At 66.3% G+C, this 22,281-nt stretch carries 20 protein-coding genes and 1 tRNA gene; 15 read left to right on the forward strand and 6 right to left on the reverse strand.

Annotated elements, in window-relative coordinates; genetic code table 11:
* Nucleotides 1-894, reverse strand: an 894-nt coding sequence (locus QM712_RS27400) for an AMP-binding protein (RefSeq protein ID WP_415026277.1), incomplete at its 3' end; no start/stop codon positions are given.
* A gap of 401 nt (nucleotides 895-1,295) precedes the next feature.
* On the opposite strand from QM712_RS27400, the gene QM712_RS27405 reads away from it, so the two are divergent.
* The 4 genes from QM712_RS27405 to QM712_RS27420 all read left to right on the forward strand — a co-directional run bounded on the left by QM712_RS27405 (nucleotide 1,296) and on the right by QM712_RS27420 (nucleotide 5,016).
* On the forward strand, nucleotides 1,296-2,465 hold the full coding sequence (locus tag QM712_RS27405; RefSeq protein WP_415026278.1) for a DNA topoisomerase IB: 1,170 nt from the start codon (nucleotides 1,296-1,298) through the stop codon (nucleotides 2,463-2,465).
* A gap of 264 nt (nucleotides 2,466-2,729) precedes the next feature.
* A complete protein-coding gene (locus tag QM712_RS27410) occupies nucleotides 2,730-3,179 on the forward strand; it encodes a dihydrofolate reductase family protein (RefSeq protein ID WP_415026279.1) in 450 nt (149 codons plus the stop codon).
* 11 nt (nucleotides 3,180-3,190) lie between these two features.
* Complete coding sequence (locus QM712_RS27415) at nucleotides 3,191-3,937, forward strand: SDR family NAD(P)-dependent oxidoreductase (protein ID WP_415026280.1); 747 nt, start codon at nucleotides 3,191-3,193, stop codon at nucleotides 3,935-3,937.
* 41 nt (nucleotides 3,938-3,978) lie between these two features.
* Nucleotides 3,979-5,016 carry a sigma-70 family RNA polymerase sigma factor gene (locus QM712_RS27420; protein WP_415026281.1) on the forward strand — a complete coding sequence of 346 codons (1,038 nt, stop codon included), beginning with the start codon at nucleotides 3,979-3,981 and terminating at the stop codon, nucleotides 5,014-5,016.
* A 26-nt stretch (nucleotides 5,017-5,042) separates the two neighbouring features.
* Here QM712_RS27420 and QM712_RS27425 read toward each other — a convergent pair whose 3' ends face one another.
* Genes QM712_RS27425 through tsaD form a run of 3 tightly spaced genes read right to left on the reverse strand, consistent with a single transcriptional unit; the run spans nucleotide 5,043 to nucleotide 7,515 of the window.
* The gene (locus tag QM712_RS27425) at nucleotides 5,043-5,456 is read right to left on the reverse strand and encodes an EVE domain-containing protein (protein ID WP_415026282.1); all 414 of its coding nucleotides are present in this window, start codon (nucleotides 5,454-5,456) and stop codon (nucleotides 5,043-5,045) included.
* 2 nt (nucleotides 5,457-5,458) lie between these two features.
* Nucleotides 5,459-6,439 carry an NAD(P)H-dependent glycerol-3-phosphate dehydrogenase gene (locus tag QM712_RS27430; RefSeq protein WP_415026283.1) on the reverse strand — a complete coding sequence of 327 codons (981 nt, stop codon included), beginning with the start codon at nucleotides 6,437-6,439 and terminating at the stop codon, nucleotides 5,459-5,461.
* A gap of 2 nt (nucleotides 6,440-6,441) precedes the next feature.
* Nucleotides 6,442-7,515, reverse strand: a complete 1,074-nt coding sequence (gene tsaD, locus QM712_RS27435) for a tRNA (adenosine(37)-N6)-threonylcarbamoyltransferase complex transferase subunit TsaD (protein WP_415026284.1) — start codon at nucleotides 7,513-7,515, stop codon at nucleotides 6,442-6,444.
* Between the two features lie 144 nt (nucleotides 7,516-7,659).
* Here tsaD and QM712_RS27440 point away from each other — a divergent pair, with 144 nt between their 5' ends.
* The 7 genes from QM712_RS27440 (at nucleotide 7,660) to QM712_RS27470 (ending at nucleotide 15,515) form a co-directional block, all read left to right on the forward strand.
* On the forward strand, nucleotides 7,660-8,406 hold the full coding sequence (locus QM712_RS27440; protein WP_415026285.1) for a uroporphyrinogen-III synthase: 747 nt from the start codon (nucleotides 7,660-7,662) through the stop codon (nucleotides 8,404-8,406).
* A gap of 65 nt (nucleotides 8,407-8,471) precedes the next feature.
* Complete coding sequence (locus QM712_RS27445; RefSeq protein WP_415026286.1) at nucleotides 8,472-9,722, forward strand: COG4223 family protein; 1,251 nt, start codon at nucleotides 8,472-8,474, stop codon at nucleotides 9,720-9,722.
* Nucleotides 9,723-9,758: 36 nt separating this feature from the next.
* A complete protein-coding gene (locus tag QM712_RS27450; RefSeq protein ID WP_415026287.1) occupies nucleotides 9,759-11,486 on the forward strand; it encodes a heme biosynthesis HemY N-terminal domain-containing protein in 1,728 nt (575 codons plus the stop codon).
* A gap of 100 nt (nucleotides 11,487-11,586) precedes the next feature.
* Nucleotides 11,587-11,662 (forward strand) — tRNA-Thr (locus QM712_RS27455).
* A gap of 87 nt (nucleotides 11,663-11,749) precedes the next feature.
* A complete protein-coding gene (locus tag QM712_RS27460) occupies nucleotides 11,750-13,264 on the forward strand; it encodes a glycosyltransferase (RefSeq protein ID WP_415026288.1) in 1,515 nt (504 codons plus the stop codon).
* 33 nt (nucleotides 13,265-13,297) lie between these two features.
* Nucleotides 13,298-15,043 carry a hypothetical protein gene (locus QM712_RS27465; protein WP_415026289.1) on the forward strand — a complete coding sequence of 582 codons (1,746 nt, stop codon included), beginning with the start codon at nucleotides 13,298-13,300 and terminating at the stop codon, nucleotides 15,041-15,043.
* A 100-nt stretch (nucleotides 15,044-15,143) separates the two neighbouring features.
* The gene (locus tag QM712_RS27470) at nucleotides 15,144-15,515 is read left to right on the forward strand and encodes a hypothetical protein (RefSeq protein ID WP_415026290.1); all 372 of its coding nucleotides are present in this window, start codon (nucleotides 15,144-15,146) and stop codon (nucleotides 15,513-15,515) included.
* Between the two features lie 76 nt (nucleotides 15,516-15,591).
* Here QM712_RS27470 and QM712_RS27475 read toward each other — a convergent pair whose 3' ends face one another.
* Entirely contained in the window at nucleotides 15,592-16,635 is a 1,044-nt protein-coding gene (locus QM712_RS27475) for a polysaccharide deacetylase family protein (protein ID WP_415026291.1), read from the reverse strand.
* Between the two features lie 252 nt (nucleotides 16,636-16,887).
* Here QM712_RS27475 and QM712_RS27480 point away from each other — a divergent pair, with 252 nt between their 5' ends.
* Nucleotides 16,888-17,190 carry a hypothetical protein gene (locus tag QM712_RS27480; protein ID WP_415026292.1) on the forward strand — a complete coding sequence of 101 codons (303 nt, stop codon included), beginning with the start codon at nucleotides 16,888-16,890 and terminating at the stop codon, nucleotides 17,188-17,190.
* Nucleotides 17,191-17,353: 163 nt separating this feature from the next.
* Entirely contained in the window at nucleotides 17,354-17,569 is a 216-nt protein-coding gene (locus QM712_RS27485) for a hypothetical protein (RefSeq protein ID WP_415026293.1), read from the forward strand.
* A gap of 69 nt (nucleotides 17,570-17,638) precedes the next feature.
* Here QM712_RS27485 and QM712_RS27490 read toward each other — a convergent pair whose 3' ends face one another.
* Nucleotides 17,639-19,327 (reverse strand): MFS transporter, encoded by a 1,689-nt coding sequence (locus tag QM712_RS27490; RefSeq protein WP_415026294.1) that lies wholly within the window; start codon nucleotides 19,325-19,327, stop codon nucleotides 17,639-17,641.
* A gap of 137 nt (nucleotides 19,328-19,464) precedes the next feature.
* On the opposite strand from QM712_RS27490, the gene QM712_RS27495 reads away from it, so the two are divergent.
* On the forward strand, nucleotides 19,465-20,835 hold the full coding sequence (locus tag QM712_RS27495; RefSeq protein WP_415026295.1) for a hydrolase: 1,371 nt from the start codon (nucleotides 19,465-19,467) through the stop codon (nucleotides 20,833-20,835).
* 32 nt (nucleotides 20,836-20,867) lie between these two features.
* A complete protein-coding gene (locus QM712_RS27500) occupies nucleotides 20,868-22,235 on the forward strand; it encodes a cytochrome P450 (RefSeq protein ID WP_415026296.1) in 1,368 nt (455 codons plus the stop codon).
* Nucleotides 22,236-22,281 lie beyond the last annotated feature (46 nt).

Here is a 22,281-nt window from a genome sequence, read left to right on the forward strand (position 1 = left end):
GTAGATGTCGCCGTCGTGATAGTCGAAGACGTATTGATGCGTCATCGAGGCGAAGACGAGATAGCCGCCGGTGGTGTGCAGCACGCCCTTGGGCTGGCCGGTCGAGCCCGACGTGTAGAGGATGAACAGCGGGTCCTCGGCGTTCATGTGCTCCGCCGGACATTCCGTCGTCACCATCGCCGCCGCCTCGTGATACCAGAGGTCGCGCGTCGGGTTCATGTCGATCTTGCTGCCGGTGCGCTTGACCACGACGACCCAGTCGACGCCGTCGGCCTTGGCGAGCGCCGCGTCGACATTGGCCTTCAGCGGCACCTTCTTGCCACCGCGCAGGCCTTCGTCGGCCGTGATGATGACCTTGGATTTGCAGTCGTTGATGCGCTGGGCGAGGCTGTCCGGCGAGAACCCGGCGAAGACCACCGAATGGATCGCGCCGATGCGCGCGCAGGCCAGCATCGCGTAGGCCGCCTCCGGAATCATCGGCAGGTAGATGGTGACGCGGTCGCCCTTCTGGACGTTGCGGGTGCGCAGGATGTTGGCCATCCGGCAGACCTCGTCGTGCAGCTCCCTGTACGAGATGTGCTTGGACTGCGAGGGATCGTCACCCTCCCAGATGATCGCGGTCTGGTCGGCGCGGTCGTGAAGATGCCGGTCGATGCAATTATGGGCAACGTTGAGGATGCCGTCCTCGAACCATTTGATCGAGATGTTGCCCGGCGCGAACGAGGTATTCTCGATCTTGGTCGGCGCCTTCATCCAGTCGACGCGCTTGGCCTGTTCGGCCCAGAAGCCATTCGAATCCGAGATCGAGCGGGCGTACATCTCCTTGTACTTTGCCTGGTCGATCCAGGCTCGCTTGGCCCACTCGGCGGGGACGTCGTAAATCTTCTCGGACATGTTTCCCTCCACATGCGGCGATCCGAACGCAAGCGACCGGCGCGCCGACTTGATCGTTAAATCAATTATGCGTCGGGCTAACCGCGCCCGACAAGGAGCACAAGCTGGACCTTCGGTGGGCCGCCGGCCATGCGAAGGATCAATGTGCCTGAGGGGTCTGTCGCAGATTTGAAACGGACGGGAGTCCGGTTTTCGGCTCTTTACCCAAATCCCGGGAACGGGCCCGCGCAGGGCTCCCATGCCCGAGTTGGAGGTATTTGGCAACCTTCCCTCACTGATTCGGGACTCGCAATGAGGTTCGGAACACCCTAAATGGCCAACCCGGGTCCGGAGAGACCCTTCGGAACAAACATCAGAACAACCGCATTGACCGGTAACAGACAGGGCTAAGGCGTAAAGCTATGATGGATCAGCAGAATCTCGGGACGATGCGGCCCGCGTCAGCCGATCCTGCCGCCGTTGCGCTCGCCAAGGCCCTCGGACAATGGCCGAAACAGGGTGTTTCCGGGCGTCCGAGCCCGAAAAAGGTGTTCGATACGCCGTCCCCGACCTCGGTCGAGGCCCTCGCGAAGGAACTCGGCCTGCGGCTCGGCGATCAGAACGAGCTGACGATCCGGCGTATCAAGCGCGGCAAGGGCTACTCCTTCGTGCGTCCCAACGGCGCACATATTCGTGACGCCCGCACCATTCGGCGGCTGCATGCCATGGCGGTGCCGCCGGCCTATCGCGAAGTCCGTTACTCCGCCGATCCGAGCTCGCATCTCCAGGCCGTGGGACGTGATGCCGCGGGCCGGCTGCAATACCGCTATCACGCCGATTGGGAGAAGGTCCGCGAGCACCGCAAGGCGCATCGCCTGGAGAAGCTGGTCGGCGCCCTGCCGAAGATCCGGCGCAAGGTGTCCGCGTTCCTGTCGGGCGACGAACCGACGCGCGAATTCGCGCTCTCGGCCGTGATCGAACTGATCGCGCGCACCGCGATCCGTCCCGGCAATGAATCCTATGCGCGCCTCAACGGCACCCGCGGCGCGACCACGCTCCTGAAGTCCAACGTCACGCTGGAGGACGACTGCTTCGTGCTGACCTTCAAGGCGAAGGGAGGCAAGGCGGTGCGGAAGGAATGCGACGCGGCCAAGCTGGTGCGCGCCATCGGCATCCTGCGCGGCGTTCCCGGCAAGCGCATGTTCCAGTACCGCGATGCCTACGGCATCGTGCGCGCGGTCAGCACCACCCAGGTGAACGCGTTCCTGCGCGAGATCGCCGGTATCAAGATTTCGCTGAAGGATTTCCGCACGCTGATGGCGTCGGCCGTCGTCGTGGAATCGCTGTCGCGGATCACGCCGGCGACCAGCCAGCGCGGCCGCAAGAAGCAGGTGCTGGACGCGATCCGCGCCGCCGCCGACCAGCTCTCCAACACGCCGGCGATCTGCCGCAAGAGCTACGTCCACGACACCATCGTCACTGCGTTCGAGGACGGCATTCTCGAGCGGTTCGCCGCGACGATGAAGGGCCAGCGCTCGCAGGCGCGGCGCGAGCAGCTCCTGGCGCAGGTGGTGGCGACCGCGGCGGTCTGACCGTCCGCGGATCCGATCCGGCGAGCGGATCAGCCCGCCGAAAAAATCTTTCCATCGACCGATGAGTTTCCGGCACGCCGCCGGTCTTACACACGAGAGCCCGCCAAGCCGGCCGGCCCGAGTGATGGGAGACGTGCGATGCGGAAGCTGATCGCTGCCTTCAAGGTGTCCGTCGACGGCAAGGTCGAGGCCGCGCAGGACATGGCCGACTGGGTCGAGGCCTAGTCGGACGATTACGGCCTGACCGGCGAGATCGACGCCTGCGTGATCGGGGGCCGCATGTATCCCGGCTACGAGCGCTACTGGACAGCTATCCAGAACGAACCGAACAAGGTCGCCTGGATCACCGGCACGGCGCCGACTGCGGCCGAGGTTGCATGGGCCCGCTTCGCCGCCGGCACGCCGCACTACGTTCTCTCGACGACGCTCGCCGCGGCGGCATGGCCGAACACACGCATCGTGCGCAAGCGCGACGACATCGCCGCGCTCAAGCGGCAGTCCGGCAAGAACATCTACCTGATGGGCGGCGCGCAGACGGCGGCGGATTTCATCGATGCCGGGCTGGTCGATGAAATCCGGCTGATCGTCTATCCGTTGATAGCAGGCCCCGGCAAAGCCCTGTTCGCGTTGACCGGGCAGCGCCGCGGCCTCGAGCTGCGCAAGGTACAGCAGCTTCCGGCCGGCAAGGTCGCTCTCACCTACCAGATCGGTTGATGGAGGTCGCCATGGATTCGCTGGCAGGCAAGATGGTCACGGTCATCGGCGGCAGCCGCAATGTCGGACGGAAGATCGTCGAGACGGTGCACGCGCAGCGCGCCAGGGTGCTCGCGGTGGCGCGGCAGGAGGGCGGGCTGCGGCAACTCGCCGAGGACATTCCGGGCATCGGCATTCTTGCGCTTGACGCGGCGGACGAGGATGCGCCGGCAAGGGCGTTCCATGTTCAGAAGCCCGACATCCTGGTGCTGTGCGCGGGCGCGCTTCCGCCGGCCGCGCCGCTGCACGAACAGAACTGGCTCGACTTCGCGGTCAATTGGGAGACCGACGTCAGAATCGCGTTTCACTTCTGCAAGGCCGCGCTGTCCTGGCCGCTCGCGCCGGGCGCATCGGTGATCGTCATCTCGTCCGGCGCGGCATTCGCGGGCTCGCCGAACTCGGGCGGCTATGCCGGCGCGAAGCGCACGCAGCTCTTCATCGTGAACTACGCGCAGAAGGAATCCGATCGCCTCGGCCTCGGCCTGCACTTCTCCGCGCTCGCGCCGCGGATGATGCCCGAGACCGATCTCGGCCGGCATGCGGTTGCCGGCTATGCCCGCTATCTCGGCATCTCGCCCGCTGATTTCGTCGGCGGCATGGCCTCGCCTCCCGCGCCTTCCGACGTCGCGAGCGGCGTCCTCGAACTCGCCGCTCGTCCGGATCATGCCAAAGGCAAAGCGTTCATCGTCACCGGCAACGGTCTCGAAGCCACGCCCTGAAGGAGAAGCCCTTGACCAAGATCGCCGGAGGCCCAATCTCAATGGCCATGACCGCGGGCGGGACATCGCAGCCGATGCAGTTGCCCGAGCGCACCAGCGCGACATTCGAACGGCTCGCCGAGCCGTTGCGCCGGGAGCTCAGGCTGCACTGCTATCGCATGCTGGGCTCGCTGCATGAGGCCGAGGACCTCGTGCAGGAAACCTATCTGCGCGCCTGGCGCGGCTTCGACAGTTTCGAGGGCAGCGGGACGTTTCGCGCCTGGTTGTACCGGATCGCCACCAACGCCTGCCTCAATGCGCTGGAAGGCCGCAAGGCCGCACGACGCGTGCTGCCGGACCAGCAGGGGCCGCCTGCATCGGCGATGCCGGAGGGCAGTCCCGCGACCGACATCGCATGGCTCGAGCCCTATCCGGATTCACAGCTCGAAGGCATTGTCGACGACCAGCCCAATCCGGAAGCGCGCTACGCGTCGCGCGAGGCCGTGCAGCTTGCTTTCGTCGCGACGATCCAGCAATTACCGCCGCGCCAGCGCGCGGCGCTGTTGTTGTGCGATGTGCTCGGGTGGGCCGCCGATGAAGCGGCCACCCTGCTCGGCGGCTCCACGGCTTCGATCAACAGCGCCCTGCAACGCGCGCGCGAGACCCTCGCAAAGCGATATCCCGATGGCCGGCCGCACGTGCCGTCCCGCCCCGAACCTGCGCAGCAGGAGCTTCTCGGCCGCTATCTTCGCGCCTGGGAAGGCCACGATCTCGATGGTTTCGTTGCGCTGCTGAAGGAGGATGCGACCTTCAGCATGCCGCCGTGGCTGCAATGGTATTCGGGGCGCGATGCGATCCGTGCCTTCTTCGACGTGGCGTGGGGACACTGCCGCGGCATGCGCCTCGTGCCGACCGCGGCCAACGGCCAGCCGGCCTTCGCCGTCTATGCGCGGACCGGCGCCGACCTGCGGCTCGCCGCCAACGCCATCCACGTGCTGACGCTGGAGAACGATCGGATCGCGACGGTGACGATGTTCCTGGAGCCGCGGATGTTCGAAGCGTTCGGATTGCCGCTGGAGCTTCCGGAAGTGGACGGTTAGGCAGCGATCGTCACCCGGATCGCGCGCTAGACGCCGCCCATCTTGCAGACGAGCTTCCATTCGTCCGCCGTCACCGGTTGTACCGACAGCCGTGAATATTTCACCAGTGCCATGTCGACGAGCTTCTTCTCCGCCTTGACCGCGGCCATCGTCACCGGCGACTTCAAGGGCTTGTCGGCCTTGATGTCGACGCAGACGAACTTGCCGGTCTTGTCGGTCGGATCGGGATAGGCTTCCTTGATGATCTCGGCGATCCCGACGATCTCCTTGCCTTCGTTGGAATGATAGAAGAACGCCTTGTCGCCCTTCTTCATGTTCACGAGGTTCTGGCGCGCGGTGAAATTGCGCACGCCGGTCCAGGCCTCGCCCTTCGCGCCCTTCGCCACCTGCTGGTCCCACGACCACACCGACGGTTCGGATTTCACCAGCCAGTACGCCATGCTCATTCCTCTGCCTTGAAGGGGCGTGTCAACAACCCGGAAATCACGGCGTCGATCGAGCTCTTGCCGCTCAGGATCGTCACCACCGCCTGTGATACCGGCATCTCGATGTTTTGCGAAGCTGCGAGTTCGATCAGCACCGGCGCGGTGAATTCGCCCTCGGCAAGCTTGCCGGCGGGCGGCTGCTCGCCGCGGCCGAGCGCAAGGCCGAGCGCGAAGTTGCGCGACTGCGGGCTCGCGCAGCTCAGGATCAGGTCGCCAAGACCGGAAAGGCCGGCCAGCGTCTCGCTGCGTGCGCCGTGCGCGCGACCGAAGCGGGCGAGTTCGGCGAAGCCGCGGGTGGTCAGCGCCGCCTGCGCGGAGGCGCCGAGCCTGCGTCCGACCGCGATGCCGACCGCAATGGCCAGCACGTTCTTGGCCGCACCGCCGATCTCGACGCCGCGCACGTCGGTGGAATGATAGGGACGGAACGTCGGCGAACCGAGTGCCTGCACCAGGCCGCTGGCAAGCGCTTCATCCTTCGCCGCCAATGTCACCGCCGTCGGCAGGCCGCGCGCGACGTCGTCGGCAAAGCTAGGGCCCGACAGGATCGCCGGCTGCGCGTGGGGCGCGGCTTCACCGATCACATCGGTCATGAATTTGTGCGTGCCGTGCTCGATGCCTTTGGCGCAGGCGACGATCGGCATCGGCCTGGCCAGATGCGGAGCCAGCATGTTGACGACGCCACGCAGATGCTGCGCCGGCGTCGCGATCAGCAGCATGTCCGTGCGCGCGGCAAGCGCCGGATCGCTCGTGACGACGATGTCTGGGGCGATCGGTACGCCCGGCAGGCGCGGATTGTCGCGGGTCGATGCGATCCTCGCGGCGTGCTCGGCGTTGCGCGCCCAGAGCGTCACCGTGCGCCCGGCGCGCGCGGCCATCGTCGCCAGCGCGGTGCCCCAGGCCCCCGCGCCGATCACGCCGACGGATCGGAACGCGGTCATGGCTAGAATCCCGCTCGCGTATTGCCGTAGCCCGCCGGCGCGGTCGCGTTGGCATCGAGCAGCCAGCGCGCGCGGGGCTGCGCTTCCATCGTGTCGGTCATGCCGAGCGCGAGCCGTTCCGCGCCGGCCCAGGCGATCATCGCGCCGTTGTCGGTGCAGAGCGCGGGCGGTGGCATGATCAATTGCGTGTCTGCGCGCTCCGCGACGTCGTGCAGGGCGCCGCGGATCGCCTGATTGGCGGCGACGCCGCCTGCGGCGACGAGCGCATGGGGCGCGCCGAATTTTTCGCGGAAGAGCTTGAGGCCGACGCTCAGCCGATCCGCGGTCGATTCCAGAACGGCGGCCTGGAAGCCCGCGCAGAGATCGCTGATGTCCTGCGGCGTGAGCGGCGTGATACGGCTGGCTTCGTTGCGGACGGCGGTCTTCAATCCCGACAGCGAGAAATTGGCATCGGGACGTCCCTGCATCGGCCGCGGAAAGGTGAAGCGCGCGGCCTCGCCTTCTGATGCGGCGCGTTCGACCTGCGGGCCGCCCGGATAGGGCAGGCCGAGCATCTTCGCGACCTTGTCGAAGGCCTCGCCGATCGCGTCGTCGACGGTGGTGCCGAGCCGCACATACTGCCCGACGCCGACGACCGCGACGATCTGGGTGTGGCCGCCGGAGGCCAGGAACAGGCAGTAGGGAAATTCGAGCCGGTCCGTGAGGCGCGGGGTCAGCGCATGCGCCTCCAGATGGTTCACCGCGACCAGCGGCGTGTCGTGCACCATCGCGATCGCCTTCGCGGTGGTGAGCCCGACGATGACGCCGCCGATCAGGCCGGGGCCCGCCGCCGCCGCGACACCGTCGAGTTGGGCGAAGTCGATGCCGGCCTCGCGCATCGCGCGGTCGACGATGCCGTCGAGCAGATCGACATGAGCGCGCGCGGCGATCTCCGGCACCACGCCGCCGAAGCGGGCGTGCTCCTCGACCTGCGAGCGCACGATGTTGGACAGGATCGTGCCGCTTCCGTCCGGCGCACGTTCGATCACGGCCGCGGCGGTTTCGTCGCAGGTGGTTTCGATGCCCAGTACCAGCATTGGCGAATTGTTATCCAATTTGCGCCCTTGCGCTCTTTCACGAACCAGAGTTCTGGTACGTCCGGTAGCATTCCGGGGTCGACTTGTGCAATTGCCCTGCGCAACCGTCCTCTTGAAAGCTGCAGTCGCCGGGGAACATCCGCCATGTCCATTCTTGTCACACGGCCGCATCCCGACAACGAGGCGACGGCCGAGGCCCTGCGCGCGCGCGGCCATGCGGTGTTGCTGGCGCCGGTGCTCAAGTTCGAGCCGGTCGCCTTCCACGACGAGAGCGAGGCCGGCTATGACGGCATTATCGTCACCTCGGCGAATGCGATCCGCGCCGTGACGCCGCAATTGCGCGACCTCGATCTGCTGAAGCTCCCGCTATTCGCGGTCGGCGAGCATACCGCGGAGGTGGCGCGCGCCGCGGGCTTTGCCGAGGTGATCGTGGCCGGAGGCGATGCGGCCGCCTTGCATGAGCGGGTGATTCAGGGCGCGCGCGACAAGGTGCTGAAGAAAAAGGGCACGCTGCTCTATCTGGCGGGCGCGGACCTGTCGCGCGACCTCGGCGGCGATCTCGGCGCGGAGGGGTTCAACGTGGTCACGCAGACGACCTATCGCATGGCGCCGGTCAAGCATCTGCCGCGCGAGGTCTGCGAAGGCTTTGCCGCGCATGGCGTCGAGGCGGTGCTCCATTACTCGCGGCGCAGCGCGCGCGCCTTCCTCGCGGCGGCGCAGGACGAAGGCGTCGAAATCTCGGCACTGGCGATTCCGCAATGCTGCCTGTCCGAGACGGTCGCGGGCGTGCTGCGGGACGCCGGAGCGGCGCAGGTCGCGGTGGCCGCCAAACCGGACGAAATTGCCCTGTTTGAGACCTTGGAGCGTGCTTTGCGCCCCCGTTTGGCGTAAGAGGACGGGCCGAATCCGACGAAATCGGGTCCGGCCCGGGTATGTAAGCTTGAGGAACCGTCACGATGGCCGACGACAAGCCTGAAGACACAGGATTGGCCCCAGAGTCCGGCCGCGCCAAGCGCACCCCGCCGACCATCGATCTCGAAGCGACCGAAGTCTCCACCCAACCGCAAGATGCGGCGGGCGAAGCGGAGGTCCCGCCGTCGCCCGATCTGGCGGCGCATGAGCACCCCGGCTTCGAACGCCTGGAGGCGGAGCCATTCGAGGCTGAAGCTGAAGCCCCATCCGGGCATTCCGATACGGACACTTCGGCCAAATCGGCACCGGTCTCGCCCTGGATCATCGCTCCGTTCTCCGGCGCGGCGGCCGCGGCTGTCGTGATCGGGGTCGGCTGGATGCTGGGCTGGCCCGCGGTCCAGGCGCCGCCGGCCGCCCCGCAGGTCACGAGCGCGACGGTGGATGCCCTCGGCGGACGTGTTGCGGCCGTCGAAGCCAGGATCGCCAAGCCTGCCGCCGACCCGGCGATGTCGGTGCGGATCGACGCGCTGGAAAAAACGATCGGCGCGCTGCGCGGCGACGTCGCCAATTTGCGCGCCCAGTCGGACAAGCTCGCGAGCGCGTTGACGGACATGAAGCCCGCGCCGGGCGATGCGACCGCGGTGTCCGGCGGTCTCGCCGCCATCGACGAGCGCCTCAGCCAGCTCGAGCGCGCCAGCAAGACCGACCGCGCGGAGATTGCGCAGCAGGGCGAGAAGATCGCCGATGCGAAGACGGTCGACGACAAGCCGCTGCGCCACGTTGTGGCCGCTTCCCTGCTCGACGTCGCGGTTCGCCACGGCGATCCCTACGAATCGCAGCTTGCCGCGGCGCGGTCGCTCGCGGCCCAGCCCGACGCGCTGAAGCCGCTCGAGCTGTTCGCGTCGTCCGGCATTCCGACGCCGGTCGCGCTGAGCCGAGAGCTCCTCAACATCGTGCCGAAACTGGTGCCGCCGGCCGAAGCGCCGAGCAGCAATGCCGGCATCGTCGAGCGTCTTCAGGCGGGCGCATCGAAGCTCGTCCGCATCGAGCGCACCGACGGCGTCGGCAATGATCGCGGTGCCATCGTCGCGCGCGTCACGTCGGCGGCGCTGCGCAACGATTTCGTGGAGGCGCGGCGCGAGCTCAAGACGTTGCCCGAGGCCGATCGTGCTCCGGCGCAGGCCTGGCTCGACAAGGCCGATGCCCGCGACGCCGCGCTCGCCGCCTCCCGCAAATTCGCCGACGATGCCATGGCGGATCTCGCCAAACCCGATGCGGTCAAGCCTGCTCAATAAAGGTTCGCGCAACAAACGGCGCGTATAGGGATCGTCATGCTTCGCATCGTCCTCTTCCTCGTCCTGATCGCGCTGGCAGGCGCAGGCGCGGCCTGGATTGCCGACCAGCCCGGCGATTTCGTCCTGACCTGGGGCGGCTTGCGCGCAACGACGACATTCCCCAGGTTCGTTCTTCTGCTCGGCCTCTTCGCCGCGGCGGTCGTGCTGATCTGGAGCATCCTGACGATGGTCTGGCGCACGCCAGGGCGCCTGCGCCGCCGCCGTCGCGAGAAGCGCCATGCGCGCGGCCGTCATGCCATCACCCACGGCCTGCTCGCGATCGGCCACGGCGACGCCGGGCTCGCGCGCCGTCATGCCGAGGCGGCGCGGCGGCACGCGCCGGACGATCCGCTCGCGCTTCTGCTGCACGCGCAATCAGCGCAGCTCGAAGGCAATCACGACGAAGCGCAGCGCGCCTTCCGTGCCATGGCGGAACGCGCGGACACGCGCCTGCTCGGCCTGCGCGGCCTGTTCATCGAGGCGCAGCGCGCCGACGATGCGGTCGGCGCCGTCATGCTCGCGGAGGAAGCGATCAAGCTGTCGCCGTCGTCGACCTGGGCCTCGCATGCGGTGCTCGGCTTCCGGTGCGCGCGCGGCGACTGGAGCGGCGCGCTCGCGATCCTCGATTCGAACCTGTCGGCGGGCCTGATCGACAAGCAGGCCTATCGCCGCCAGCGCGGCGTGCTGCTGACGGCGCGCGCGCTGGAATTGGAGAGCATGGACCGCGACGTCGCGCGCGAGAGCGTGATGGAGGCCGTCAAGCTCGCGCCGACCCTGGTGCCGGCCGCCGTGCTCGCCGCGAAATTCGAGAGCGAGGCGCATCAGGTGCGCCGCGCCATGAAGCTGGTCGAGGCGGCGTGGCTCGCCAACCCGCATCCCGATCTCGCGGATGCCTATGCGCATGTGAAGCTCGGCGATTCCGCGCGGCAACGCCTGCAGCGGGTCGAGACGCTCGCCGCCAAGACGCCCGCGACCGCGCCCGGCCATGTCGAGGGTCAGCTTGCGATCGCGCGCGCCGCGATCGACGCGTCCGAATTCGGCCGCGCGCGCGAGGTGCTGACGCCTTACGTCAACGATCCGACCCAGCGCGTGGCCCTGCTGATGGCCGAGCTCGAGCGTACCGAGCATGGCGATGGCGGGCGGGCCCGCGCCTGGACCTTGCGCGCGGTGCGGGCCCGGCACGATCCGGCCTGGACCGCGGACGGCTATGTCAGCGACCGCTGGCGTCCGGTCTCCCCGGTCACGGGGCGGCTCGATGCGTTCCAGTGGCAGACGCCGGTCGCGAGCCTGCCGTCGGACAAGGGCGCCACGATCGAATCCTCTGCGTTCGAGGAGGCCATGCTGGCGGCTCCCCCGCCCAGGCGTGTGGCTGAGGCGCCGAGCGAAGCCGCCGTGGTGGAACAGGCGCCAGCGGCATCGGTCCCGGCCGCGCAGGACAATTCACCTCCCGAGGCCAGCGAAGAGCCGATTACCACGGCCGACGAGCCGGTAAAACCGGCCCCGGAGCCCGCCGAATCATCGCTGCCGGCCGCAACGCCGGTGTTCCGGACCCGGGCCGATCTCGGCAAGCCGGCTCCGATCCAGGCCGTCATCCCGATCGTCCGCGCGCCGGACGATCCCGGAATCGACGATGAAGGCCCCAGCGACGAATTTACGGAACAAATCGGCACGCCCAAGGCCCAGGCCGGCGGCTGGCGCGGATTCTGGTCCCGCTGGGGCGCCTGAGGAGCATTTCCAACCCGGCTTGTCCTTGCCAATTCGGGCCATGCCCGATATCAGGAGCGCGCGTATCGGGACCGGCACTGCGCAGGTCCCGGCAGGGTTCGCCGCAATAGCTCAGTTGGTAGAGCACGTCATTCGTAATGACGGGGTCGGGGGTTCGAGTCCCTCTTGCGGCACCAGCGCTTTAATCTCTTCAGGACGACAATTTGGGCGCGCGCGCCGGCCTTTCGGCTGATAGGTTGCTCGTGAACAGTTTCTGACCCGCCATGATTGCCCCCGCCAAACCCCGCCTCCTGATATTCATCGTCGCGTATCATGCCGAGACCACGATCCGGCAGGTGTTGCGACGGATTCCGGCAGCTCTCGAAGCTGAATACGACGTCGAAGTCCTGATCATCGACGACGGATCCTCCGACAAGACCTTTCGCGAAAGCGCGCGGGCCGATGCCGAGGGATTGCCCTTCAAGGTCACCATTCTGTTCAATCCGGTGAACCAGGGTTACGGCGGCAACCAGAAGATCGGCTATCACTACGCGATCTCATTCGGTTTCGATTTCGTCGCGCTGCTGCATGGCGATGGCCAATACGCGCCCGAAATGCTTCCCGACCTCGTCCGCCCCCTGAAGGAAGGCAGGGCTGACGCGGTATTCGGCTCGCGGATGATGAAATCTCGCGAGGCTTTGCGGGGCGGGATGCCGCTCTACAAATATGTTGGAAACGTCATTCTCACGACGCTGCAGAACCGCATTCTCGGCACGCATTTGAGCGAGTTTCACAGTGGCTATCGCGTCTATGCGATCAAGGCGCTGGCCGCCCTGCCGTTTGAGCGCAACACCAACGACTTCCATTTCGACACCGAGATCATCATCCAGCTTCATCTCGCAGGCCTGCGCATCGCCGAGATCCCGATCCCGACCTATTACGGCGACGAGATCTGCCGTGTGAACGGGATGCGCTACGCCAAGGACGTGATACGTGCGTCACTTCAGGCCAAGCTGCAGAACGCGCAGGCCTTCTACGACCGCCGCTTCGATTGCCGTGCCGACGTCGCGGGGGAACGCTATCCCTCGAAGCTCGAATTCGACAGCACTCATTCACGCGTCGTTGGCCTCGTGCCCGCCGGCGCACGCGTGCTCGACCTCGGCTCGGGGCTTGGCGTCGTCGGGGCGGCGTTGAAGCAGAAGGGCTGCCATGTCGTCGGTTGCGACATGGAACGCGGGCCGTTCACGCAGAGCTATGACGCGTTCGTCGAGGCTGATCTCGACAAAGGCGTGCCTGTCCTCGATGGACACGACCGCTACGATTACATCCTCTGCCTCGACGTGATCGAGCATCTGCGCGCGCCGGAAGACTTCCTCGACCAATTGCGCAAACTCGCGGCTTCGACCGGTGCCGAGCTCATCCTGACAACGGCGAACATCGCGTTCGCGCCGATGCGACTGTCGCTGCTGCTCGGCCGTTTCGAGTACGGCAAGCGCGGCATTCTCGATCTCACCCACACCAGATTGTTCACCTTCGCGACCATGCGACGTGCGATGAGGTCGGCGGGCTTCGAGATCGTGTCATCCGAGGGAATCGTGGTGCCGCTGCCGTTCATCTTCGGTGACAACGGGCTGTCGCGCACTTTGCTGCGCCTGAACGCCTTTCTAGTGCGGCTGTGGCCGGAGATGTTCGGATTTCAGATCCTCCTGCGCGCCAAGGCGCGGCCGAATCTCGACACCTTGCTGGCGTCGGCGCAGCAGGCTGCGCTTGCAAAGCGCGAAGAGGATTGCGTTGCCTAGCGCGCGCTTGGGGACATTCGGGGTGCATTGCTGATGGGTGGACTGCAGGCTCTGCCGCTCGCGTTCATGCGTGCCCGCACGGCTCTTCGAACGGGCCCGGCGCTCAGCTACGCCATCGTATTTTTGGTGGCGGCCAAAACCGTCTGGGGCATGTGGCTCTATCGGGACCTGACCTTCGGCGACACGTCGTCGTATTTCACCACGGCGAATCGCTGGTTCGAGGGCTTCAAGGACAATATCCTGTGGTCGCCGTTGTACACGTCGTTTTACGGCGAGATGTTGCGCGTGACCCACGACGTCTATGGCGCAACCAATCTGCACCGTATCGTCATCGTGCTGGCAGCCGCGATCGGCGTGCTCGCGTTGATGCGCAGATTGATGTCGCCGGGCATGGCTCTGCTGATCGCCCTCTGGTGGGCGGTGATGCCGATCAACTTCGATACCCTCTACGAGGTGCATCTGTTTGCGCTTCTGCCGATGCTCGTCGTCCTGATTCTGGCTTGTTCGGCGACGAGGCCGCTTCATCGCGGCATCATCCTGGCTCTGCTGCTTGTCATCACGGTTCTGGTTCGCAACGAAACGAGCATCGTGCTCGCGATCTTCGCGACCTTCTGTGCCTATGAAGAGTTCTTCGGGCCGTCGGGTGCGGAGCCACGGACGACAACGTGGTGGAGGGCGCGGTTGGCCGGCTATGCGGTGCCGCTCGCGCTCGCCTGCGCGTTGATCGGCGGGGCCTACGCACAGTCCCTGGTCAAGTATCCTCAGACATCGGGGGCGGCGCAGTCCAAGCACACGCTCAACATGTGCCAGGTCTATGCTTTCGGCTATTCGCAGCGGCACCCGGAATATACGGCAAGCCCCTGGACCGAATGCCAGCCGCTGATGAAAGCGACCTTCGGTGCCGATCAGCCGAGCCTGGCTGAGATGCTGAAGGCCAATCCTGGAGCGACATTGAGGCACTTTGCCTGGAATGCCAGTCTGGTCGTCAACGGATTTCAGGTCGCATTGTTCAACGCGATGTCCGGATCGGTCAATCCGGACTACGCTCCGGTCCAAGGCCAGGAGAGGTATGCCGCGGTGCTGAGCCTGATCTGTGCCGCTCTCCTTGCTGCCGGTGCATGGCGATTCCAGTCGGATCGCCCGGCGATGCGTGATGTCCTCGTCAGGCACCGCCACTTCCTCGTAATCTTGGTGGGGCTCGCCTGCACGATCTGCGTGGTGGTTGTCACACAGCGGCCCCGGCCGTCCTACCTTTTTGCCTTCACTGTCTGCATCATGGCGCTGGTTGGTATGAGCGCGGACCTGCTGACTCGTGGCATCAGGGAAGCGATCAACGGCATTGCGATCGTGGCTGGTGCGGCTCTTGTGCTGCTGCTGCCGTTCTATCAGCAGACCTATGCCTCGCCTCGTCCCCTTCGCGCGAACCTTGCGCGATTGCAGCCCTATCAGTCCTTGCTGGCGGCTCCGGACAACAAGCTTCTGATCGGCGATTACGCCGGCGAGCTCGCGGGCTATCTGCAGTACAGGACGGATGCGGCGAGCAACGTTCGGCTCGCCTTCAAGACCTATGATTATTCCGTTCTCACCGATTGGGACCGGCAGCAGCCGCTCGATGCTTTCCTCGAGCGGCGCGGATTCACAGCGATCTTCGTTCAGCCCCGCGTCATGCCCGAGCTGCAGGCGCTGCCCGCGGCGAAGGCCTTGCTCGACGGGGAAACCCGATACCGGCGAGTGAACTCCCTGGTGGATCGCGATTGGGCGCTCTACATCCGGCAATGAAGACGGTGGCACGGCTGGACCGCTCAACGTGATGCACGTCACATATCGGCGCCCAAAATCTCCGTAGATTTCCCCTCACGCAAACACGGGGAGATTTCACATGCGCAAGATCATTCTGGTTGCCGCCATGGTCCTGGCCTCTGCATCTGCCCAGGCCGGCGGTCCTCGCAGCCTGTCGCTGGCCGCGAACAGCGATCAGCCCACGGCTCCGGTCGCCACGACGACGGCGACGACCACCGCCACGGCGGAGGTCACCCCGGCCGCACCGGTCGCGGAGACTCCGAAATATGTCGATCGTCCGGCAGCCGTCTCGACCACGACGCCCGCGCCAGCCACTGCGACCACGGCTACTCCGGCACCGGCGCCCGCGGCCGACAAGACCGCCGCGAAGGCGGACAAGCCGAAGCACAAGCGCTACTGGACGGAAGGCCGCATCATCAGCGAGCTGCATCGCCACGGCGTCTACTGGTAGGCGGCCCCTGCTTCCAAAAGCAAATGGCCGGGCGAGTGCCCGGCCATGCGCGTATCTGGAACGATCGGGATCGATCCTATTGCGAAACCGTCTGCACCACGCTTCCGATCGGGCGCGCGCTCGTCGTCGGCACCTTCATCTCCTTCAGCAGCGCGTCGTCGTATTCTGGCAGCGACTGGAAGGTGGTCTTGGCCTTGACCTGCACGACCTTGTAGCCGCCGGCCTTCAGGCGCGCGAGCAACGTCGGCAGCGCCTCGCCGGTGTGCTTCTGGAAGTCGTGCATCAGAATGATGCCCTTGCCGAGCTTGTCGAGCTTCGTCATCACGGTCTCGACGATCTTCTCTGGCGTCGCGCCCTTCCGGAAGTCGAAGGAATCGAGGTCGGTCGACCACATCGCGACGTTGCGGGTGCCGAGATAGCTCACCATCGCCGGGTTGTGCTGAAGCTGCGGGAAGCGGAAGAACGGCGCGGGGTTGGTGCCGAGCGCGAGCTTCACGGCGCTGAAGCCCTTCTCGATCTCGTCCTTGGCCTGCTGCTCCGTCAGCTTCTTGCTGTTGAGATTGAGGTGCGACCAGGTGTGGGTGCCGACGGTGTGACCCTGGGCCAGCACCTGGCGCAGGATTTCCGGATGCCAGGTCGCGTGCTTGCCGACCGAGAAGAACAGGCCCTTGGTGCATTCATCCGCAAGCGCCTTCAGCACCGCGGGCGTGTTCACCGGCCATGGACTGTCGTCGAACGTCAGCACCACTTCCTTGTCGCCGAGGAAGTCGAACTGCTTGAAAGTCTCGAAACCGAAACCGGGACCGCCGGTGGTGTCGATCTCGACCACGCGGGACACGCCCAGCGCGTTCGGATTGGTGCAGGTCGACTTCTGCTGCACCGGGATGGCCGGAGCGGGCGCGGGCGCCGGGGTTGCCGGCTTGGCCGCGATCGTCGCGGTGGTCTCGACGTCGTCCTTGGCGGCGCGCTTCGCCTGTGCCGGCAACGGATCGGCGGCACGGGCGGCAATCGTCTTGGGGGCGCCCTGGTCGGCGCGCGTGGAATAATAAAACCAACCGCCGGCGGCGATCACGACCGCCGCAACTACACTGGCCAGCATCAGGCCCAACGCATTACGCATCGCTGCTCTTTCCAATTACGCAACCAAACCGGCGGAATTTCCCGCGCACCGGGCCATTAATGCGAAGGAACAGTTAACGTGACACCAACACGACAGCGGTTGCGGAGGAAAATCAGGCGGGTGCGCCAAAGTGACCGAGGTCACAGTTGAGGTGAGGCGCGTGACGGCCATCACAGTGCAAACGGCTTTCCTGGCGCATCCTGGTTTCCATCAACAACGGGCACCGCTCCGGCGGGCCAATGGGAGCCTCAAATGACCAAGTCGCTGAACACCAAGTCCCTGACCGCCAAGATCCGTGACACCAGCCTGGCGCTGGGCTTCGCGGCCTTCGTTTCGATCCTGTCGACCGGCTCGAGCTTCGCGTTCTCGTCCGAGGCCCAGCAGATGTGCACCGGCGATGCCTTCCGCCTGTGCTCCTCGGAAATCCCCAACATTCCGAAGATCACCGCCTGCATGATGAAGCACCGCTCCGACCTGAGCGCCGGCTGCCGCGCGGTGATGGACAAGGATCTCGCCAAGGGCGCTTCGCGCAAGGTCGCTGACGCTCAGGAGTAAGATCTCACGGCCCATGACCCTTTGAGCTCCCTCGCGACGTGCCCCGGCGAAATGCCGGGGCCACGCGGCGGCGCAAATCCGGCCCGGCAACAAAGCCGTTGCGGCTCCGGAACCACCGCACTAGCTTCGCCCGCACATTGTTCCGGGCAAAAGGCATTACGCGATGGCCAGATTTCTTTTCGTTATTTCCTTGCTCATGTGCGCATCGGGCGCATCCGCGCAGCAGCAGCCCGGACACGATGCCTGCGCGCGCGACGTCACGCGCTTCTGCCGCCCCGTGATGAACAATGGCGATTCGGCTGTGCTCGCCTGCCTGAAGCAGAACCGCACGCGAATCAGCAAGGGCTGCGACAAGGTGCTGACCGACCACGGCCAGTAAGATCATCTCGCGGCCGGGATGAGCGAGCCGACATCCGGATAGCCTTGCTCCGCTGCGATCCGACGCGATCTACGTGCTGCTGCCCGCCGCGGTCGCGACCACCGGCAGCACCTCGCTCGTCGCGCGGTCCGGCGTCTCCTCCTTCCAGCGCACCGAGCCGAACGGACGCTCCAGCATCCGGCGGATCCGGATCGGCTCGGGGCCGATGTGGAAATCGCTCGCGCCCTTGTACAGCGTGCGTTCCGACTGCGTCGCGCGGTTGCGCTGACGCAGATAATCGAGCCAGGTCGGGCAGTGAAAGCGCTCGGTCCACAATTCGGGGTCGGCGATGTCGCGTGCGATCGACCATCCGTAGGCGCCGTTGCGCTGCCGCGAGAGCTGCACGTCCTGCATCACGTTGTGAAAGGCGCGCGCGTTCTCCTGCGAGACGCGATATTCGATCTCGACCACCAAGGGTCCGCTGCGTGCGGTGAGCTGCAGCTTGACCTCCGGATCGGCCAGTACGTCGGCATCCTCGTTGCGGGCGCCGACGCGCGGCATCGTGAGCCAGATCCCCAGCAGGGGCGAGATCAGCATCAGCCCGGCCGCGACCAGCAGCGCGACCTCGACGCCGGCATAATCGGTGAGATGGCCCCAGCCCCAGGCGCCGACCGCGATTCCGCCGGAAATCGAGGCCTGGAACGCCGCGAGCGAGCGGCCCGCGACCCAGCGCGGCGCCGAGAGCTGCACGCCGATATTGAACAGCGCCACCGCGGCCATCCAGACCGCGCCGGCGAGCACCAGTGCGGCGGCCGTGAGCACCGGTTCGGTGCTGATCGCAAGCGCGGCCATCGCGAAGGCCATCGAGATCGTGCAGGCACGGATCGCCGCCTCGCCGCTCATGCGCTTGCGCAGCTCGTGGATGTTGAGCGCGCCGACCACGGCGCCCATGCCGAAGGCGCCGAGCATGATGCCATAGGTCTGCGCGCCGCCATGCAGCAGGTCGCGCGCCACCAGCGGCATCAGCGCCATGATGGCGCCGCCGATCAGGCCCATCACCAGTGTGCGCAACAGCACGATCTTGATCGGCGGCGAATTGGTGATGTAGCGGAAGCCGGAAACCATGGCCCGGTTGAGCTTCTCGCGCGGCAGGCGCGAGGGCTCGGTGCGGCGCCGCCAGAGCAGCAGCACCACCAGCAGCGGCAGATAGAGGATCGCGTTGCAGGCGAAGGCGGCGACCGCGCCGAGCGCGGCGACGATCACGCCGCCGACCGCCGGACCGAAGCTGCGCGCGATGTTGTAGCTGATGCCGTTCAGCGCCACCGCGGACGGCAGCGCATCCGGCGGCACCTGCTCGCTGACCGAGGATTGCCAGGCGGGTCCGAACAGCGCATTGCCGCTGCCCACCACGAAGCAGAAGGCGAGCAGCGATTCCGGGGTGATGAGGTTGAGCCCCGCCAGCACCGTGAGTGCGGTCGCGCCGATCAGCGCGATCGCGAGCGAGACCAGGGTGACGATGCGGCGGTCGTACATGTCGGCGATGGCGCCGGCCGGCATCGAGATCAGCATGATCGGCAGCATCAAGGCGGTCTGCACCAGCGCCACCTTGTCGGCCGAGGCCGCCATCTGGGTCATCGCCCAGGCCGCGCCAACGCCCTGGATCAGCAGGCCGAGATTGGAGAGCAGGCTGGCGAGCCAGATGCGCCGGAACACGGTGTACCGCAGCGGCGCGGTAATGCCGTCGGCAGCGATTTTCTGGCGGTTCGGCTGCTCGGTCATATCCCCTTCCATGTGGGCTGGCAGAAGTGATTTCAGCGATTCCGGATGATTCAGTGATGCCCGTGAAAGTCGTTCGCTGTCCAGTGCTTAGGTCGCTATAAGCGGTGCAAAGAGATGTTTTGCCGGGAGAGGAACACATGAAGGTTTCGCGACGGATGATCCTGCAAGGTGCCGGCACATTGTCTTTCGCGGTTGCGAGCAGCCGGATGGAGGTCCTCGCCCAAACGGCCACTGCGGCGCCGGATTCGCAGCTGCCGCCGATCCTGTTCGTCCACGGCAACGGCGATTACGACGCGCTCTGGATGACGGCCCTGTGGCGGATGGAATCCAACGGCGTTGCGCGCGATCGCATGTTCGCGATCAATTTCACCGATCCGCTGGCGCGGAACGACGACAAGATCGAGCAGGCGGGTCGCTCCTCGATCGAGGATCAGCGCCGCGAGCTTGTCGCGTCCATTGCCGAGCTCAAGCGCCGCACCGGTGCGGCCCGCGTGGCGCTGGTCGGCAGTTCGCGCGGCGGGAATGCCATCCGCAACGTCATCAGGAATGGCGGCGCGGGCGATGTCAGCCACGCCGTCCTCTGCGGCACGCCCAATCACGGCGTGTTCGCGACCGATGACCAGCCCAACAACGAGTTCAACGGCCGCGGCCCCTTCCTGCGCGGCTTGAACGAAGGCGAGAGCGAGGTGACGCCGGGCACGGCCTTCCTGACCTTGCGCAGCGACGGTATGGACAAATACGCCCAATCCGACGGCCGCTTCATCGGCAAACCCGGCGCGCCGACCGGCGTCACCGTTGAAGGCCCGGAATTGAAAGGTGCCACCAATCTCGTGCTCGGCGCACTCGATCATCGGGAACTGGCGTTTCACCCGCGGGCCTTCCGCGAGATCTACAAATTCATCGCCGGCCGCGAGCCCGCGCGCATCGCGATCGTGCCGGAACAGAGCGTCAGGCTGAGCGGGCTGGTGACAGGCACGCCAGGCGGCGTGCCGACCAATCGTCCGGTGGCGGGTGCTGGCGTGGAGATCTTCCGCGTCGATCCCGAAAGCGGCGAGCGGAGCGGTGCCGCCGTGCACAGCTCGAAGACGGGCGCCGACGGCCGCTGGGGGCCGGCGCAGGTCGAGCCCGGCTGGTCGCTCGAATTCGTCCTCACGGCGCCGGATGCGCCGGTCACCCATATCTACCGCTCGCCATTCCCGCGCTCCTCCGATGTCGTGCACCTGCGCGCCGCGCGCCCGTTCGGGCCGGCGGACAAGGATGCCGGTGCTGTCGTGATCATGTCGCGTCCGCGCGGTTATTTTGGTCTGCCGCGGGACATCGTTCTGCTCGACGGCAAGGAGCCCACGGACGTCAAGCCGGGCGTGCCTACGGATTCGGCAGCAACCCTGAGGCTTCCGGCAGCTGGTATCGGCCGCCACGTCGTCGCTCAATTCGGCGAAGAGCGGATCGTGGCGCGCGCCTGGCCGGCCTCCGAGAACAGGATTGCGATTGCCGAGCTGACTTATTAGCTTTTGGCGGGGTTGGATCTGCGGAGAGAGCCATGAACATCGCCAGCGCGCGCCGGCCCATCGTCCCTCCGACCCCGCCGCGTGCGCCGGACGACATGACGTTTTTTGGCCGGCTCGCCGTGATCCGGCAGAACATGATCGCGACCTGGGGACAGCGCGCCTATGAGGAGGACGTCATCCAGGGACGTTTCTTCTTCCGCAACAGTTTCATCCTGAATCGCCCGGATGCGATCCGGCACGTCCTGCTCAGCAATTACGAGAATTATTCGCGCACGCCGGCCGGCATCCGCATGCTGCGTCCCGTGCTCGGCGACGGCCTGCTGATCGCGGAAGGCCATTCCTGGACCTTCCAGCGCCGCACGCTTGCCCCGGCGTTCACGCCGCGCGCGACCGCGAATCTCGTCCCGCACATGACGGCGGTGCTCGACGAGACCATCGCAAAGCTCGACGCGCGCGCGGGAGAACCGGTGGATCTGCGGGAGCCCATGCAGCGCATGACGCTCGAGATCGCCGGGCGCACCATGTTCTCCTTCGGCATGGATCGGCATGGTCCGACCCTGCGCAACTTCGTGATGGAATATGGCGAGAGACTGGGACGGCCCTATGCCCTCGATATGCTGCTGCCCTTGTCCTGGCCGAGCCCGATGGATTTCGCACGCGCCCGTTTCCGCAAGCGCTGGACCGCATTCGTCGCGATGCTGATCGCCGAGCGGCGCGCGATCGGCAAGAAGGACGGCGCGCCGCCGCGCGATCTGTTCGACCTCATGGACGAGGCGCGCGACCCCGAGACGGGCAAGGGCTTTTCGGACGAGCAGCTCGTCGACGAAGTCGCCACCATGATTCTGGCCGGTCACGAGACCACGGCGACGGCGCTGTTCTGGGCGCTCTACCTGCTCGCGCTCGATCCGGACACGCAGGAGGAGGTCGCCTCCGAGACCCGCGGCGAACATCTCGACAGCATGGCCGACATCGATCGGCAGAAATTCACCCGTGCCGTCACCGACGAGACCATGCGGCTCTATCCGCCGGCCTTCCTGGTCGCGCGAGCCGCGCGCGACAAGGACGATGCGGCCGGCGTCGCGATCGGCAAGGGCGATATCATCATGATCGCGCCCTGGCTGCTGCACCGGCACGAGAAGCTCTGGGATCAGCCGAACGCGTTCATTCCGAAGCGCTTCATGACGAAGGATGCGCCCGATCGCTTCGCCTATCTGCCGTTCGGCGCGGGGCCGCGCGTATGCGTCGGGGCGCCGTTCGCCCAGGCGGAGTCCGTGCTCTCCCTGGCGCGGCTGATCGGCGCGTTCCGTGTCGAGCTGGCGGATGGCGGTCCGGTCATTCCGCTCGGCGTCGTGACGACCCAGCCGGACCGCTCGCCCATGTTCCGCATCACGCGTCGGTGACAGGCGCTGGTCTGGCCGATGGCGCGATCCACCCCAGATAGAGTTG

It is taken from the genome of Bradyrhizobium sp., from assembly GCF_047605465.1.
Lineage (GTDB): Bacteria > Pseudomonadota > Alphaproteobacteria > Rhizobiales > Xanthobacteraceae > Bradyrhizobium.